The 15,075-nt window shown below is 65.5% G+C and carries 14 protein-coding genes and 1 pseudogene; 5 read left to right on the top strand and 10 right to left on the bottom strand.

Going from position 1 to position 15,075, the window contains the following annotated elements; translation table 11 throughout:
• The first annotated feature begins 172 nt into the window (after positions 1-172).
• A complete protein-coding gene (locus BAC01S_RS26955; protein WP_245616697.1) occupies positions 173-1,636 on the top strand; it encodes a sensor histidine kinase in 1,464 nt (487 codons plus the stop codon).
• A gap of 14 nt (positions 1,637-1,650) precedes the next feature.
• Positions 1,651-2,349 carry a response regulator transcription factor gene (locus tag BAC01S_RS26950; RefSeq protein WP_027797553.1) on the top strand — a complete coding sequence of 233 codons (699 nt, stop codon included), beginning with the start codon at positions 1,651-1,653 and terminating at the stop codon, positions 2,347-2,349.
• 37 nt (positions 2,350-2,386) lie between these two features.
• Here the strand turns inward: BAC01S_RS26950 and BAC01S_RS35205 are convergent, their stop codons facing one another.
• From BAC01S_RS35205 to BAC01S_RS32745, 5 genes are all read right to left on the bottom strand, one after another.
• Complete coding sequence (locus BAC01S_RS35205) at positions 2,387-2,545, bottom strand: hypothetical protein (protein ID WP_169740157.1); 159 nt, start codon at positions 2,543-2,545, stop codon at positions 2,387-2,389.
• A 148-nt stretch (positions 2,546-2,693) separates the two neighbouring features.
• Positions 2,694-3,368, bottom strand: a complete 675-nt coding sequence (locus tag BAC01S_RS26940) for a response regulator transcription factor (protein WP_027797552.1) — start codon at positions 3,366-3,368, stop codon at positions 2,694-2,696.
• A 59-nt stretch (positions 3,369-3,427) separates the two neighbouring features.
• Entirely contained in the window at positions 3,428-4,357 is a 930-nt protein-coding gene (locus BAC01S_RS32750; RefSeq protein ID WP_043203827.1) for a LysR family transcriptional regulator, read from the bottom strand.
• A gap of 352 nt (positions 4,358-4,709) precedes the next feature.
• On the bottom strand, positions 4,710-5,078 hold the full coding sequence (locus BAC01S_RS26930) for a BON domain-containing protein (protein ID WP_027797551.1): 369 nt from the start codon (positions 5,076-5,078) through the stop codon (positions 4,710-4,712).
• A gap of 144 nt (positions 5,079-5,222) precedes the next feature.
• Complete coding sequence (locus BAC01S_RS32745) at positions 5,223-6,416, bottom strand: porin (RefSeq protein ID WP_043203825.1); 1,194 nt, start codon at positions 6,414-6,416, stop codon at positions 5,223-5,225.
• Between the two features lie 821 nt (positions 6,417-7,237).
• Between BAC01S_RS32745 and BAC01S_RS26920 the strand changes: the two genes are divergently transcribed.
• On the top strand, positions 7,238-7,498 hold the full coding sequence (locus tag BAC01S_RS26920; RefSeq protein WP_027797550.1) for a DUF4148 domain-containing protein: 261 nt from the start codon (positions 7,238-7,240) through the stop codon (positions 7,496-7,498).
• A gap of 344 nt (positions 7,499-7,842) precedes the next feature.
• Entirely contained in the window at positions 7,843-9,702 is a 1,860-nt protein-coding gene (ilvD, locus tag BAC01S_RS26915; RefSeq protein WP_027797549.1) for a dihydroxy-acid dehydratase, read from the top strand.
• Between the two features lie 82 nt (positions 9,703-9,784).
• Here ilvD and BAC01S_RS26910 read toward each other — a convergent pair whose 3' ends face one another.
• The 4 genes from BAC01S_RS26910 to shiA all read right to left on the bottom strand — a co-directional run bounded on the left by BAC01S_RS26910 (position 9,785) and on the right by shiA (position 13,946).
• Entirely contained in the window at positions 9,785-10,477 is a 693-nt protein-coding gene (locus tag BAC01S_RS26910) for an NnrU family protein (protein ID WP_027797548.1), read from the bottom strand.
• A gap of 14 nt (positions 10,478-10,491) precedes the next feature.
• Positions 10,492-11,262 (bottom strand): IclR family transcriptional regulator domain-containing protein, encoded by a 771-nt coding sequence (locus tag BAC01S_RS26905; RefSeq protein ID WP_027797547.1) that lies wholly within the window; start codon positions 11,260-11,262, stop codon positions 10,492-10,494.
• 62 nt (positions 11,263-11,324) lie between these two features.
• Positions 11,325-12,449 carry a 4-hydroxyphenylpyruvate dioxygenase family protein gene (locus BAC01S_RS26900; protein WP_027797546.1) on the bottom strand — a complete coding sequence of 375 codons (1,125 nt, stop codon included), beginning with the start codon at positions 12,447-12,449 and terminating at the stop codon, positions 11,325-11,327.
• Positions 12,450-12,641: 192 nt separating this feature from the next.
• Positions 12,642-13,946: a shikimate transporter gene (shiA, locus tag BAC01S_RS26895; protein WP_027797545.1), complete on the bottom strand. Its 1,305-nt coding sequence runs from the start codon at positions 13,944-13,946 to the stop codon at positions 12,642-12,644.
• Positions 13,947-14,267: 321 nt separating this feature from the next.
• Here shiA and BAC01S_RS32740 point away from each other — a divergent pair.
• Positions 14,268-14,828, top strand: a pseudogene (locus tag BAC01S_RS32740) (pyridoxal phosphate-dependent aminotransferase); the annotation flags it as partial.
• Here the strand turns inward: BAC01S_RS32740 and BAC01S_RS26885 are convergent.
• The gene (locus BAC01S_RS26885) at positions 14,808-15,041 is read right to left on the bottom strand and encodes a hypothetical protein (protein WP_027797544.1); all 234 of its coding nucleotides are present in this window, start codon (positions 15,039-15,041) and stop codon (positions 14,808-14,810) included. The pseudogene BAC01S_RS32740 and the gene BAC01S_RS26885 overlap by 21 nt on opposite strands.
• Positions 15,042-15,075: the final 34 nt, after the last annotated feature.

Below are 15,075 nucleotides of genomic sequence, written 5' to 3'. Positions count from 1 at the left end.
GGTTCATGCGGATGATCCGGATCGGTTAAGCGGGTTAAACGGGTTAAACGGGTTAATGCGGCAAGGCCTGGCGATGCGTATCCTGAACGAAATTTCATGACACAACAGAGGTAGCTCGCGCGATCGACGGAGACGAAATGCCAGCTTGCAATGACGAAGCAGTGATCGGGCCATGGTGAGCATGGGCTGGACGGTCCGCAAACCGAGGCCGCAGCGCGAGGCGGCCGCGTCGCCGGCGCATGCGCGTGCGTTGCAGGCGCCGGGCCAGCACTGGCGCACCACGACGTTTCGCTGGCTGACCGCCTACGCAGCGATCTTTTCGCTCGCCTTCATGGCGCTGATCGGTCTGATCGAGTATTCGGTCACGCGCGCCATGGAGCGCGAGACCGACAGCGGCCTGCGCTGGCAGCTGCGCTATTTCGATGCGCGCGGCGACGCCGAACTGCCCGGCGCAATCGCGGCGCGGCTCGCGCGCGAAAGCCCGCACCAGAACCACTACGGACTCTTCACCCCGGACGGCCGCTACGTGGCCGGCGATCTCGACGTTCTGCCGCCCGCGCTGTGGCTCGATCCCGTCGGGCAGGCGCACGAGCGCACGGCCGGGCGAAATGTCGGGCTGCGCGTGGACGGCGCGCCGCGCGAGCTGCGTGTGATGGGCGAGGTGAGGCAGAACGGTCAACGCCTTGTCGTCGCCCGCACGCTCGAGGACGTGCGGCGCGTGCGCGGCGACCTCATTCATGCGCTGGTGTTCGGCGGCATCCTGTGCCTTGGCGCCAGCGTGCTGGGCGGCCTGCTCATCAGCGTGCACCAGATGCGCCGCGTGTCGGCCATCCGCAAGGCCACGGCCTCCATCGCGTCGGGCCATCTCTCGGCGCGCCTGCCCAATAGCGGCCGCGACGAGCTCGCCATGCTGGCGCAGCTCGTCAACCGCATGCTGGACGAGGTCGAGCGTCTCATGGCCGAAGTGAAGCTCGCCACGGATGGCATCGCGCACGACCTGCGCACGCCGCTCGTGCGCCTGCGCGCGCGCCTCTCGAACGCCAGCAGCGAAGCCACGGGGCGCAACGCCGAGGATCTCGCGGCGGTGGTCGCCGCGGCCCGCGAGGAAGTCGACGGACTGCTCGACCGCTTCACCGCGATGCTGCGCATTGCGGAGCTCGGCTCGCGCCAGCGGCGCGCGGCGTTTTCCGAAGTCGATCTCGAGCCGCTCGTCGCCGATCTGTGCGACCTCTACGAGCCGCTCGCCGAAGAGAAGCAGGTGGTGCTGGAGCGGCATCTCACACGCGTTGCGCCGGTCTCGGGCGACCGCGCGCTGCTGTTCGAGGCTTTCAGCAATCTGCTCGACAACGCCGTGAAATTCACGCCCGAAGGCGGGACCGTGCGCGTGCGCCTCGAAACGGTCGCGGCGGGCGCCAGCGTCAGCATCGCGGACAGCGGGCCCGGCATCCCCGAAGACGAGCGCACGCTCGTGCTCGACCAGCTCTATCGCGGCAGACAGACGCGGCACCTGCCGGGCAGCGGCCTCGGGCTCGGAATCGTTTCGGCCATCGTCGGCCTGCACGATTTCGCGCTGGACATCAGCGGATCGAGCCACGGGACGGTCGTGCGCGTCGACTGCTGGCCGCATAACCTGTAACGGACCTCGACCGAATGAGAGTGTTGCTTACCGCGACCGCCGACACGACCCGCCACTACATGCAAAAGGCGTTGACCGAGAGTCTCAATAGTGTCGAAGCGACCGACGATCTTTTTTATGCCTCGCATCTCGCGCGAATCGAGGAATTCGATGCGATCGTCGTCTGCCGGCAGAGCGAGGAGGATCTCGACACGCTGTTCGAGGTGCTTGCCGATCTGCGCCACATCGACAATGCGCCTGCCATCGTGATGGCGCTGGGCCGGGCGACGCCGGCCGAATGCGCGCGGCTTCTGAGAGCGGGCGCCGATGCCTGTTACGTGCAGCCCTATTCGGTGCTGGAAATCCACGAGCGCATTCATGCGCTGCGCCGCAACGCGGCCTACGCGGCGGCGCAGACCCAGACCGATATGCCCACGCTGCGGCTCGATCCGATGACGCGCGAGGCGGTGGACGGCGAGTTGCGCATTCCGCTCACCACGCGCGAATTTCTCCTGATCGAATGTCTGCTGCGGCGGCCGAATGCGCCCGTCGCGCGCGAGCAGCTCACGCGTTACGCGTGGCCCGAGCGCGAGGATGTCGAGCCGTCGAGCGTCAATCTCGTCGTGTCGAGGCTGCGGCGCAAGCTGAAGGCCTCCGGCGCGCACTTCCGGCTCGACACCGTGAACCGCTACGGTTATCAGCTGACTACGGTGCCGGATTTGTCGTCGGCTTGACGTTCGACGTCAGCGGGCCTAAGCAGGCTCGTCCTGCTCAGGAGCCGAAATAGGGCGTGCAGAAGTCGGGCGGGCCGACACAGCCGTTGGGCCCGTTAGCCGTGCCTTGCAGCGACGAGCAGCCCGCGAGCGCGAAGATGCCGATCGCCGCGACGGCGAGGCGGCGCGCCAGAACGCCAGTGCGATGTCTTGTCATGCTGAATACCCTCCCGCGTGTGCCTGGATACTTCAGATGTACCCCTCGGGCACATGAGAGTCAGCATAGTCAGGCCTGCCTGCCAAAACGATCGCGTGAAGATGAAGAGATGGTTAGGTGACGCAATGCGGGCTGTTCCTCGCCGTCTTCAGCCGAGCAGATAGCCCGTGCCGCGCACCGTGCGGATCAGCGAGGGCGTGCCCGGTACGTCGATGCGGCTGCGCAGGCGGCCGATGTGCACGTCCACGACGTTGCTCGTCGGGTCGTAGCGGCCGCCCCAGACCGACTCGTAGATCATCGTGCGTGTCAGCACCATGCGCGGGTGGCGCATCAGATATTCGATGAGGCTCATTTCGGCGGGCCGCAGCTTCAGGAGCTTGCCGTTCGACACCAGCGTGTGGCGCACGAGATCGAGCTCGAGCGGCGGCACGCGCAGGACCGTCTCCGGCGCGCTCGTGTGCCGGTAGCGGCGCAGGATCGCCTCCACGCGGGCCAGCATTTCCTCGGGCACGAACGGGCGCGAAAGATAGTCGTCGCAGCCGGCGCGCAGGCCCTGCACGCGCTCCTCGACCGCCTGCGACGAACTCAGCAGAACAATGGGCGTATCGAGGCCCACGCTGCGTATCGTGGTGACGATCGCGAGACCGTCGAGATCGGGCAGCCGCCGCTCGATGGTGACCGCGTCGTACTGGCCGGAGAGGGCGAGCGCGATGCCTTCGCGTCCCGTGCGGGCGACTTCCACGTCGAAGCCGGACTGCGCAAGGCGCGGCGCGACGGCGTCGCGGCCGAGCGCTTGATCTTCAATCGCGAGAACTCGATGCATGATGTCGGCTGGAACAGGGAAAGTGGATAAAGGCCGCGGCCGGCCGGTCGCGACGGGGATCAGGCGAGAACGTGGTGGTTGCCTGGCTGGGTCCCGGGCGTCATGGTGCGAAAGCGCTCGACGGCGAAGTCGATGAAATTCCGCACCTTGATGCTCAGATAGCTGCGGCCCGGGTAGACCAGCGAAAGACTGCGCTCGCCGCCGTTGACCGCGTACTGGTTCAGAACCGGCAACAGGCGGTTGCGCGCGAGGTCGTCGGCGATGCAGGGCAGCGGCAGGACCCCGATACCCATGTCGGCGAGCACCGCCGCGCGCACCGTCGCGTAGCTGTTCGCCACGAACGGCCCGCTCGCGCCGATGCGATGTTGCGATGTGCCGTTGCTGAATTCCCACGTGCGCGGACCGTTCCCGGCCACGAGCAGGTCGTGGCCGGCCAGATCGAGCGGCGTATGCGGGGCGCCGCGCCGTGCGAGGTAGCCCGGCGTCGCCACGGCAATCTCCCGGATCGTGGTGAGCTCGCGCCGCACCAGCGTGGCATTGATGGGTTGCCGGTCGATGGCGAAGCACAGGTCGAAACCGCCTTCGATCAGATCGAGATGGGTGTCGAAAATGGTGACGTCGAAATCGACGCGCGGATTGGCTTCACGGTACGCGCCCAGGAGCGACGCGAAATCGTGACCCGCGAAGATCGAGTGCGAGGCGATGCGCAGAACGCCGCTCGGATCGCGCGTGGTCCGGACGAGCTCCGACTCCATGTCGTCGAGCTTTTCGATCACGGCGCGGCAGCCTTCCAGGTAGAGCTGCCCGGCCTCGGTCAGCGAAAGCGAGCGCGTGGAGCGGTTCAGCAGGCGCATGTTCAGATGCGCTTCGAGCATGCCGATACTGCGCGTGACCGCAGCCGCGGACATGCCGAGCTGCTTGCCGGCCAGGCCGAAGCTGTTCAGCTCCACGACTTTCGTGAACACGCGCATGGCTTGAAGCTGATTCATGGGCAATCCGCCGTGAGTGGCACGCGCGATCGCTGCGGCAGTTCGGGGTGCACCGCGTTGTCTCCGTTTTTTTGACCCGCGGCGCGTCGCGCGACGCACGGTCCCTATCATTGGTTAATTCAATTATCGGCCGCGCGGTCGCCGGACTTGATAAAGATGCAGCAGGGTGAGGATTAAACCTCTGTCATCAAATTGATGCGGTTCGAACGATGCAGAAGGGGAAGACGGGACGGAGAGAAAGACGGGCGGGCGTTTGCATCGTACTACAAACGTAAGGTGCGGGAGGGAGCAACGTAGCGTCAGGCGGTGCGAACACCACCCGACGCAAAAACAACAAAGCACTACAAAGCGATTACTGCGGCGTCTTCACGCTCAGCTTGTTGCTGACCGACGTCACGCCGTCGACCTTCTGCGTCGTATCGCCGGCCAGGTTGATCTGGTCCTGGCTGACGCAGCTGCCGGTCAGCGTCACGACACCGCCGCTGACGACCTTGACGTAGATATGGGTCGGATCGAGGCCCTTGGTCTTCGACAGGGCGCGATGAATCTTGCGGGCGAGCGCACGGTTGGCTGCCTTCGACGCCTTGGCCGAAGTCGGTGCCGGTGCTGCTGCGGCCGCGTTGTTATTCGCCGACGTATCGCTGGCCTGTGCGTGGGCGCCCAGAGCCAGCGTCAGTGCGAACGCGGCCGTGGTTGCCTTGGCAACTTGTATCAACTTCATATCGATTCTCCTATGCCCTGAAAATTATTCGTTGAATAACGGGGTGAATGTCGGGGTAAATGTCTGCCGCGGGAAGCGCACGTGTTGCGATGCGACTTCCCGCGGTGCGAGTCGATGCTTGTTGCCGATACTGCGGGTACTACATTAGAACTGCGTCATGATACCCACGTTAGCCGCGAACTGGCTGTGACCGTAGCCAGGGCCGTCGTTGACGAAGGAGCTGCCGCTCGAGCCAGAGCCGCCGTTGACCTGGCTTTGGCCAGCCGTGCCGTACGGGTCGGAGTAGCCGTCGCCAAGACCGATGTTCGACGTCGAGCTGTTGTGGATGTAACCCAGTTCCGTGTAGAAGAACGTGCGCTTCGACAGGTTGTAGGTGCCGGCCAGCGTGTACATCGTGGCGTTGCCGTTGCCGTTGTTGGCATTGGCATGGTAGATCGCGCCCGTAAGAGCCGTAGCCGCGTTGATCTGCCAGGCCACGCCGCCCCATTCGTGATCGACCGCGGTCGGCAGGCCGGCGCCGGCCGGCGAAGCAGCGTTGCCGTAACCGTACTCGTCGGCGCCCGGCGCCGACAGGTGCTGGTAGCCCGCGTAGAACTTGACCGGGCCGAGCGTGTAGTTGCCGCCGGCGATGATCGAGCGCGAGAACAAGTAGACGTTGCTGAAGTTGCCGAACGCGTCGCGGGTTTCGTCGTAGATCGCCTGCAGCTCGAAGGCCGAAGCGTTGTACTGGATCTTGAAGCCGTCCGAACGGCCTTGCGCGGTGCCGCCGAGCTGGTTCGGGCCGGAGCTGCCCGGCGAGGTGACGCTGCCGTTCCAGTTCGGGCTGTTGGCCAGATCATACTGACCCTTCAACGTCAGGCCGTAGAGCAGCGGCGAGGTGTATTCCACGCTGTTGCCTGCCTGTGCCCAGTTACGGCCACGCACCAGGGTGGCGATTGCGTACTGCTGCATCAACTGCGGGTCGAGATCCCAGCTGTCCTGAATGATTTCAGCAGCGCCGGCGTAGCCGATCTTGAACGTACCCCAAGCATCGTTCGTCAGACCGACGCGGGCTTCGCGACCGAACAGCGAGCCGTTGTTGTACTCGCCGTTCATCACGTTCAGGCCCATCTCCAATTTGAAGATGGCCTTCGTGCCGCCGCCGAGGTCTTCAGCGCCCTTGAGGCCGAGTTCCGATTCACCCCAGTCGCCGCTCTCTGCCTGGACCGCGTTGCCGCCGTAGATGCCCTGGCGATATTGGACGCCGACATCCAGCCGGCCGTAGAGGGTCACGCTGCTTTGTGCATGGGCGACGATTCCCGCAGACATGAGTGCCGCGGCGAGCAAAGCCTTCTTCATTCTCTCCTCCATACCTTCGCAAAAAAAGAGTTGGGTTGTAGTACTACTAACTTTGCCCAATGGTTGTTATACCGTGAGCGAAGACGCCTGTTGCAAGCAGGGCACCTCGAATCACTTCCGGGGGCGCCGCTGCTTTTGCCCTGCGTCCTGGGCGATCACGCTTGCTGTGTCAGGGAGGCTGTGTCAGGGAGCGAAACTACTTTCTGCTGCCTTCTTTTGTTTATTTTCACAACAAATGTATCAAAGGCGACCGGGCGAGGCGAGGGAAGAATGCGTTGGTGTTGCGAATTGTCGCCAAATTACAAAGGGGGGAAAGGCAGGTCAATGTACGACGGCGTTATGTTCGCAATAAGTCATTGTTTTTAAAAGAGTGTCCGCCTGCCTGTCGATTTCGCAAGGTTACTCTCTATTGATTGATTTATTTTTTTGTGCAATGGCCAAAAATTTTGATGAACGAAGGTTTAATATCCCGGGAGGCCCGCGCCACGGCCTGCCGGCAGGGATATGCGCGATTTCCTTCGGCACCGGGGCGGGCCGAATTTAATGAAAAAGAAAGGAAATCGCGCCAATAGAAAGGTAAATGAAATAAATCGGGCGCACACCTGTTTTATTGCGGTTCCAGATAGTCCGGATTGGCGATGCGCCACTCCAGCAGATGGCAGGAGCGTATGGGGACGGTACCTTTTGCACTCCGGATTGTATCTGTGAGGAGAATAGTGAATTCGCCATTTCAGGGTTTATCTGTAGGTGGTATTACCTATAGACTCCGGTTTAAGGTTCCTGCGGGGAGCCGCCTACCCGTCCCTTTCCGGAGCGTTTCCATGAAGAATTCCCTCGTTGCTGTTGTCGTTGCCGCTGCTCTCGCCGTTCCCGCTGTGTCGTTTGCTCAATCGAACGATTCGCTGACCCGCGCCCAGGTGCGTGCCGAACTGGCTCAAGTCGAACAAGCTGGCTACAACCCGGCACGTATGAACCCGCGCACCTATACGTCGGACATTCAAGCCGCGCAGGCACGTGTGGCGCAAGAAAATACGGCTTACGGCTCGTCGATGAACGGTGCCTCGCAAGCCGGCGCGAAGTAAGAAGTCAGAAGTCGCGTTGTACTCGCAACCCGCCTGCCATGCAGGCGGGTTCGTTCGCTTCCCCCGTTCGCGGGGAATGCTTTTCTCTCCTGCCTTGTTCTGAATCCCCCTCTGCCGTAGCGAAGACGACTCGCGGAAGTCACAGGCCGGCGCCATTCCGATAACCGCGCGGCAACTGAGCCCGCACGGCCTGCGCCGCGTGGGGCGCGGCCGCGCGCCCGTCGGGCCTGTGCAATAATTCCCGGTCTGCCCAGGGCGCGACTCAAGAGGTTGTACGCACGGGCGCGCGAGGGCCTTCAATCCCGTGGCCCGTTTTTTCCTGCGACCTTTCTACAGCACCCACGATGCCCACATACCGTTCCAAAACCTCCACCGCCGGCCGCAACATGGCGGGTGCGCGCTCCCTGTGGCGCGCCACCGGCATGAAAGACGACGATTTCGCCAAGCCGATCATCGCGGTGGTCAACTCGTTCACCCAGTTCGTGCCGGGCCACGTGCACCTGAAGGACCTGGGCCAGCTCGTCGCGCGCGAGATCGAGGCTGCGGGTGGCGTGGCCAAGGAATTCAACACGATCGCCGTCGACGACGGCATCGCCATGGGGCACGACGGCATGCTGTACTCGCTGCCGAGCCGCGACATCATCGCCGACTCGGTGGAGTACATGGTCAACGCGCACTGCGCCGACGCCATGGTGTGCATCTCGAACTGCGACAAGATCACCCCGGGCATGCTGATGGCCGCGATGCGCCTGAACATTCCGGTGATCTTCGTTTCCGGCGGTCCGATGGAAGCCGGCAAGACGCGTCTCGCGAATCCCGCCACGAAGGCCATCGAGATCAAGAAGCTCGATCTCATCGACGCCATGGTGATCGCCGCCGACACGAAGTATTCCGACGCCGAAGTGGCGGAAGTGGAGCGCTCGGCCTGCCCGACCTGCGGCTCGTGCTCGGGCATGTTCACGGCCAACTCGATGAACTGCCTGACCGAGGCGCTGGGCCTTTCGCTGCCCGGCAACGGTACGGTGGTGGCCACGCACGCGGACCGCGAGCAGCTCTTCAAGCGCGCCGGCCGCCGCATCGTCGAACTTACGCGCCAGCATTACGAACAGGACGACGAGCGCGTTCTGCCGCGCTCGGTGGGTTTCAAGGCGTTCGAGAACGCCATGACGCTGGACATCGCCATGGGCGGCTCCACCAATACGATCCTGCATCTGCTGGCCGTGGCGCAGGAGGCCGGCATCGACTTCACGATGGCCGACATCGACCGTCTCTCGCGCGCCGTGCCGCAGTTGTGCAAGGTGGCGCCCAACACGAACAAGTACCACATCGAGGACGTGCATCGCGCGGGCGGCATCATGGCCATCCTCGGCGAGCTCGACCGCGCCGGCAAGCTGCATACCGACGTGCCGACGGTGCACGCCCCCACGCTCAAAGATGCCTTGCAGCAGTGGGACGTCGCTCACACGCGCGACGACGCCGTGAAAAACTTCTACCTGGCCGGCCCGGCCGGCATTCCGACGCAGGTGGCGTTCAGCCAGAACACGCGCTGGCCGAGCCTCGATCTCGACCGCGCCGAGGGCTGCATCCGCTCGTATGAGCATGCGTTTTCGAAGGAAGGCGGCCTCGCTGTGCTGACGGGCAACATCGCGCGCAACGGCTGCGTGGTGAAGACCGCCGGCGTGGACGACAGCCTGCTCGTGTTCGAGGGCACGGCTCACGTGACCGAATCGCAGGACGAAGCCGTGGAGAATATCCTCAACGACCAGGTCAAGGCCGGCGACGTCGTGATCGTGCGCTACGAAGGTCCGAAGGGCGGCCCGGGCATGCAGGAAATGCTGTACCCCACGAGCTACATCAAGTCGAAGGGTCTCGGCAAAGCGTGTGCACTGCTTACCGACGGCCGCTTCTCGGGCGGCACCTCGGGCCTTTCGATCGGCCACTGCTCGCCGGAGGCGGCAGCCGGCGGCGCCATTGGCCTGGTGCGCAACGGCGACCGGATCCGCATCGACATCCCCAACCGCACGATCGACGTGCTGGTGTCCGACGAGGAACTGGCGCGCCGCCGCGAAGCGCAGAACGCGCTGGGCTGGAAGCCCGCGAAGCCGCGTCCGCGCAAGGTGTCGGCGGCGCTTAAGGCCTACGCGAAGCTGGTCATGTCGGCGGACAAGGGCGCGGTGCGCGATCTGTCCTTGCTGGACGACTGAACGGGCAGCGGGCTGCGTGTCCGCCTGTCCGTCGGCGAAGGCCGCTCTTCGGAGCGGCTTTTTTTCGTCTTTTGTCCGCGTGCTAGATCCAGCGCCAGATGCCCGCGTGCCAGCCGGTCAGCGGAATATGAGCCCAGGTGGCGACTAGCCAGACGACGAGGCCGCCCAGCAGCGCATGCAGGCCGAACCCGCCCAGCCGCGCGCGGCCCGCAATGATCGCCGCGAACGGCACGTAGCTCGTTTTCGCTTCCCAGGCCGGCCAGCGTTCGGGCTCGAGCCGCTCCTTCTTGCGGTCCTGCAAGGCGGCGCCCACGAGCGCGAGGACGATCATGGCCGCGGCCAGCACGATGCTCTTCGTCACCGGGAACACGGCGATATGGCAGAGCCCCCAGAGCGCGAACGACCACATCATCGGATGGCGCGTGATTGCGTACACGCCGCGCGCCGTTTCGGGAAACGGCGCGGGCCGCCCGCCCGTGGGTAGCGCGGGATTGCGGATCAGCGAGCCCATCAGCAGGATCGAAGCGATCAGCATGACGAGGGACACCAGCGCCCAGAGTGTGTCGCCCGCTTGCCACAGGGGCTCGGTGAGCGGCGCCCTGAGGTAGGCAGCGATCAGCCAGCCGAAGGTCGCGAACGCCACCACCGAATAGACGCCCTGGAATCCCGCTTCGCCGATCGCGCCGACCAACGGCTTGCGCAGGGGATGAGACAGAAGGAAATGGCTGGCCACGAAGGCGACAGCCGCCGCCACAACCGCGTCGATGCTTCCCATGAGCCTTGCTCCTGTTAGACGATATTCATCAGCGCCAGCGCTGTTTCCTGCAGTGGCACGAGTACGCGCTGCACGGCCTTTTCCGCCGACTCCCGGCCCATCGGCATGTTGGTGCTCAATGCCGCCACGACCTCGCCGTGGCGGTTCTTGACCGGCACGGCCACGCCGCGCACGCCGGACTGCAATTGCTGCTCGACGAGCGCGTAGCCGCCGGCGCGTGCGATCCGCATAGCTTCGAGCAGCGGCGTGCGCGCGGTCAGCGTATGCGGCGTGAACGGGTGCAGATCGACGGTGTCGAGCCAGCGGCGCACGGCCTCCTGGTCGGGGTGGTGCGCGAGCAGCACCATGCCCGGCGAGGTGAGCGGCACCGGCACGCGCGCGCCCAGCACGAACCCGGTCGTCATCACGCGGGAGGCGCTGTTGCGGGCAATGAAGACGAGTTCCCACGCGTCGAGCACGCTCACGTACACCGACTCGTTGATGCGCGCGCTCAATTGCTGCAGATACGGCTGCACGAGCCTTGGCAGACGCGCGGAATCGAAATACGACCAACCCACGCGCAGCACGCGCGGCGTGAGGCCGAACTGCTTGCCGTCGCCGGCGACGTAGCCCAGATGTTGCAGCGTGAGCAGATAGCGGCGCGCCGCCGTGCGGGTGAGGCCGGTGCGGGCGGCCGCCTCCGAGGGCGTCATGCGGGCGTGTTCGCTGTCGAAGGCTTCGAGGATGGCGAGGCCTTTTTCCAGTCCCGCGATCCAGTCGCGCCTCGCAAGCGGCGGGCGATCCATGCGCTCGATCCTGTCTGGTTTCATGCCGGCCGGTTGGCCGGCGCAATTACTGGCTTACTGGCTTACTGTCCGCCCGACGGCTGCGTTGCCCCCAGCGCAAGGCGAGCCTGTTCGAGCGCCGCGAGATTGCCCGCGCCAAAGCCTTCGTCGCCGCGCCGCTCGACGATCTCCAGCGCCATCTCGCCCAGCCCGCGGCGCACGAAGGTCTGCAGGAAAAGACGCGGCGCGCCGGGCCCCGTGGTGTCGCCATCGACGAGGATATGCCGGCTTCTCAGCGCGCCGATGTCGAGTCCATGCCCGGGCAGGCGCGCGTCGAGCTGGTCGTAGTACGGCGCGGGCGGTTCGACCAGTTCGAGGCCGGCCTCGCGCAGCCGGTCGACCGCCGAAAAGATGTCCTTCGTGGAGAGCGCCACGTGCTGCACGCCGTCCGTTGCGTGCTCGTGCAGGTAGCGGTGCATCAGCGCCGTGCGCGGCGCGCCTTCTTCGTACACCGGAATGCGGATCAGGTTGCCCGGCGACACCATCACGCCCGAGGCTTCCGAGACGTGCCAGTTCGCGTTCGTTTCGGAAGTCTCGGAGAAGTGCAGCACCGTGCGATAGAAGTCCGTCCACTCGGCGAGCGTGCCGCGGCTCACGACCTGGGTGAGGTGATCGACCGTCTCGAGGCCGGTGCCTGCGATGACGGCCTGCATGTCGTCGATGCCGTCCTGCGGCACGAAGTCGACGTCGAATACCGACTCGTTGCCGCCCGGCTTGCCGCGCCAGCGCTCGACGAAATAGATCAGCGAATGGCCGATGCCCTGGATGGCGGGAATGCGCAACTCCTGCGGCCCGATCGTTTCGTTGTCGAAGCGCCATGCGCCCCAGCGTACCGCCTGGTGGCAGGCTTGCTGGGCATGTTCGACGCGCATGCCGATGGCCACGACGCCCACGCCGTTCACGTCGGCGAAACGGCTCGCGAACGAATCGGGCTGCGCGTTGACGAGGAAATTGATGTCGCCCTGCCGGTACAGCGTGACGGCCTTCGACCGGTGGCGCGCCACGGCGCGAAAGCCGAGGCTCGCGAACAATCGCGCCAGCGCCGCGGGGTCCGGCGAGGCGAACTCCACGAACTCGAGACCGCGAATGCCGAGAGGATTGTCGCCGGGGGTGCCGCCAGGATTGCCGCCGGATCGCGTATCAGACATGGGGAGCATTTTCGGTCATGCGGTGGGTGCCGGAGGGCGGCGGGAGATTTGCGTGCAGTCTATCAAGCGAGCCGGAACGGGTGCAAGCCGGCACAAGGAGGCAAAAGGCGGCACAAGCGCGAACGCCCCGGGCCCGGCGCTTGCGCGTGGGCTCGGGGCGTTATTCGCATCGCAACGCGACGCGGCGGGGTGTCAGGCGGCGCGCATGCGGGCGGCGACGACGAGCGAGATCAGGCAGCCGGCGGCGAGGTAGCCGGCGACGAGGTGCCAGGAGCCGCCGGCGATCCCCACGAGCGCGACCGCGATGAACGGCGTGAAGCCGCCGCCCACCACGCTCGCGAACTGGTAGCCGACACCGGCGCCGCTGTAGCGATACTCCGTGCCGAACAGTTCGGTGAAGAGCGGCTGCTGCACGCTCACGACCATGTCGTGCGCGAGATTGGCGAGCAGCACGGAGAAGAGGACGATCCACGCGACGGACCGGGCTTCGAGCGCGAGGAAGAACGGGATGGCGGAAGCGAGTCCGACGACGGCGCCGATCATGTAGATGCGGCGCAGGCCGAAGCGGTCGGCGAGCGCGGCGAAGAGCGGGATCGTCACACAGCTGATCGCGCCGACCACGAGGCCGATGCTGAGGAACACGTCGCGCGACATGCCGAGATTCGTCGTCGAGTAGCTGAGCGCGAACGCGGTGACGATGTACATCGTGAACAGTTCGGCGAGACGCAGCGCGACGATCAGCAGGAACGCCTTCGGATGCTGCGTGAGCGCCTCGATCACCGGCATGCGGACCTTGTGGTGGGACTGCTCGACCTTCTCGACGAACTCCTGCGATTCTTCCATGCTCCGCCGCACCCACAGGCCGATCAGCACGAGCACGATGCTCAGCACGAACGGCACGCGCCAGGCCCAGGCCTTGAACGCCGCCTCGCCGAACGTGTGATTGAGCACCGAGACGATGCCGGTGGCGAGCACGAGACCCACGCCGTAACCCACCTGGACGCCGCTGCTGTAGAACGCCTTCTTGTGCTGCGGTGCCGATTCCACGGCCATGAGCGCCGCGCCGCCCCATTCGCCGCCCACGGCGAAGCCCTGCAGCGCGCGCAGCGCGACGAGCAGCACGGGCGCCCACCAGCCGATGGCGGCGAAGGTCGGCAAAAAGCCGATCGCGACGGTGGAGAGTCCCATCATCATGACGGTCAGCACGAGCATGCGCTTGCGGCCGAGCCGGTCGCCATAGTGGCCGAATACGACGCCGCCGAGCGGACGGAACAGGAAGCCTACGCCGAACGTCGCGAATGCGGCGAGCGTGCCCATCGTCGGGCTCACCTTGGGGAAAAAGGCCGAGTTGAACACGAGCGCGGCGACGATGCCGTAGAGCAGGAAGTCGTACCAGTCGACGACGGCGCCCACAAAGCTGCCGACGGCCGCGCGCCGCGCGCGGGACGGGGAGCGGCGCGAGGCGGGCGCATCGTGGGTTTCAAAGGCGGGGGTCATCGTGTCTCCTGAGGCCGGCGCAAACGCGGTGCGCGGCCGGGTCTTGTGGCGGTGCCCCGGCGTGGTGCCGGGGCGGGGCGTTGGGTGAAGCGAGCATAGGCCGCACGGCGCGCCACGGCAATCGCCGCGCGCCCGTCTTCGAGCGGTGAGCGCACATGAGTGTGCGATTATCGAACGGTTTGCGGGTTAGCACCAATGCGCTGCAGTCCCGCTTTGCAGTCCCGCATTGTCCCGGGGCACAATGCCTGTCCCGGACAAAGATCCGGTCCGATTCCGCATCCGCGGCCGAGTCCGCCGCGCGTGAGAACAAATCAAGGAGCCGAGCGCGAGCACGTGAGCATGGCTTCGCTAGACGGCGTGGCGGAACGTACCGTCACGCTGGGCAGCCTCTCGAAATCGCATGCGATGGCGGGCTGGCGGCTCGGCTGGGCGATTGCGCCGGAAACGCTGGTCGGCCATTTCGGCCGGCTCGCGCTCTGCATGTTCTACGGACTGCCAGGTTTTATCCAGGAGGCGGCGTTGACCGCGCTGGCGAACCGCGCTCAGATCGTCGCCGACATGCGCGAGCTCTACCGGCGCCGGCGCGATATCGTCTACGAGCGACTGAACGGCGTGCCCGGCCTGCGTTGCCTGCTGCCGGAGGCGGGCATGTTCATGATGATCGACGCGCGCGGCACGGGGCTCGATACGCACGAATTCACCTGGCAGTTGTTCAGCGCGCAGAAGGTCTCGGTGCTCGATGCGAGCGCGTTCGGCGAGACGGCCAATGGCTACGTGCGCCTGGGCTTCGTGGTCGACGAGCCGCGGCTCGTCGAGGCCTGCGAGCGGATCGCGGCCTTCGCGCGCGAGCGCTTCGACTGCTCAGCGCTCGCCGTCCAGTAGATCGTTGAGCAGTTCGTCGAAGGCGGCCTGGGCGTCTTCCAGTTCCTGCAGGGCGGCGTCGAACGTCGTCAGGGCGAACTGGGAGGGGTGGCCGTCTCCGGCCGGCGGAAACTGCGACTGCAGCGAGGCGAACGCCGACTGGACGCGCTGCGTGGCGGTCAGCACGCGCGCCATGGCCTGGGATTCTTCGGCTCGCGCCTGTTCTGGGGTCATCGAAAGCTCCGGTGTGAGAGGGGTGAAATGGGCA

The sequence above is a fragment of the Paraburkholderia acidipaludis NBRC 101816 genome, assembly GCF_000684975.1.
In the GTDB taxonomy this organism is placed as follows: Bacteria; Pseudomonadota; Gammaproteobacteria; order Burkholderiales; family Burkholderiaceae; genus Paraburkholderia; species Paraburkholderia acidipaludis.
This window is presented reverse-complemented; position numbering and strand designations above follow the sequence as displayed.

Coding starts and splice junctions, on each gene's coding strand:
- BAC01S_RS26955 (WP_245616697.1), top strand. CDS start 173: ATGGTGAGCATGGGCTGGACGGTCCGCAAACCGAGGCCGCAGCGCGAG.
- BAC01S_RS26950 (WP_027797553.1), top strand. CDS start 1,651: ATGAGAGTGTTGCTTACCGCGACCGCCGACACGACCCGCCACTACATG.
- BAC01S_RS35205 (WP_169740157.1), bottom strand. CDS start 2,545: ATGACAAGACATCGCACTGGCGTTCTGGCGCGCCGCCTCGCCGTCGCG.
- BAC01S_RS26940 (WP_027797552.1), bottom strand. CDS start 3,368: ATGCATCGAGTTCTCGCGATTGAAGATCAAGCGCTCGGCCGCGACGCC.
- BAC01S_RS32750 (WP_043203827.1), bottom strand. CDS start 4,357: ATGAATCAGCTTCAAGCCATGCGCGTGTTCACGAAAGTCGTGGAGCTG.
- BAC01S_RS26930 (WP_027797551.1), bottom strand. CDS start 5,078: ATGAAGTTGATACAAGTTGCCAAGGCAACCACGGCCGCGTTCGCACTG.
- BAC01S_RS32745 (WP_043203825.1), bottom strand. CDS start 6,416: ATGAAGAAGGCTTTGCTCGCCGCGGCACTCATGTCTGCGGGAATCGTC.
- BAC01S_RS26920 (WP_027797550.1), top strand. CDS start 7,238: ATGAAGAATTCCCTCGTTGCTGTTGTCGTTGCCGCTGCTCTCGCCGTT.
- ilvD (WP_027797549.1), top strand. CDS start 7,843: ATGCCCACATACCGTTCCAAAACCTCCACCGCCGGCCGCAACATGGCG.
- BAC01S_RS26910 (WP_027797548.1), bottom strand. CDS start 10,477: ATGGGAAGCATCGACGCGGTTGTGGCGGCGGCTGTCGCCTTCGTGGCC.
- BAC01S_RS26905 (WP_027797547.1), bottom strand. CDS start 11,262: ATGGATCGCCCGCCGCTTGCGAGGCGCGACTGGATCGCGGGACTGGAA.
- BAC01S_RS26900 (WP_027797546.1), bottom strand. CDS start 12,449: ATGTCTGATACGCGATCCGGCGGCAATCCTGGCGGCACCCCCGGCGAC.
- shiA (WP_027797545.1), bottom strand. CDS start 13,946: ATGACCCCCGCCTTTGAAACCCACGATGCGCCCGCCTCGCGCCGCTCC.
- BAC01S_RS26885 (WP_027797544.1), bottom strand. CDS start 15,041: ATGACCCCAGAACAGGCGCGAGCCGAAGAATCCCAGGCCATGGCGCGC.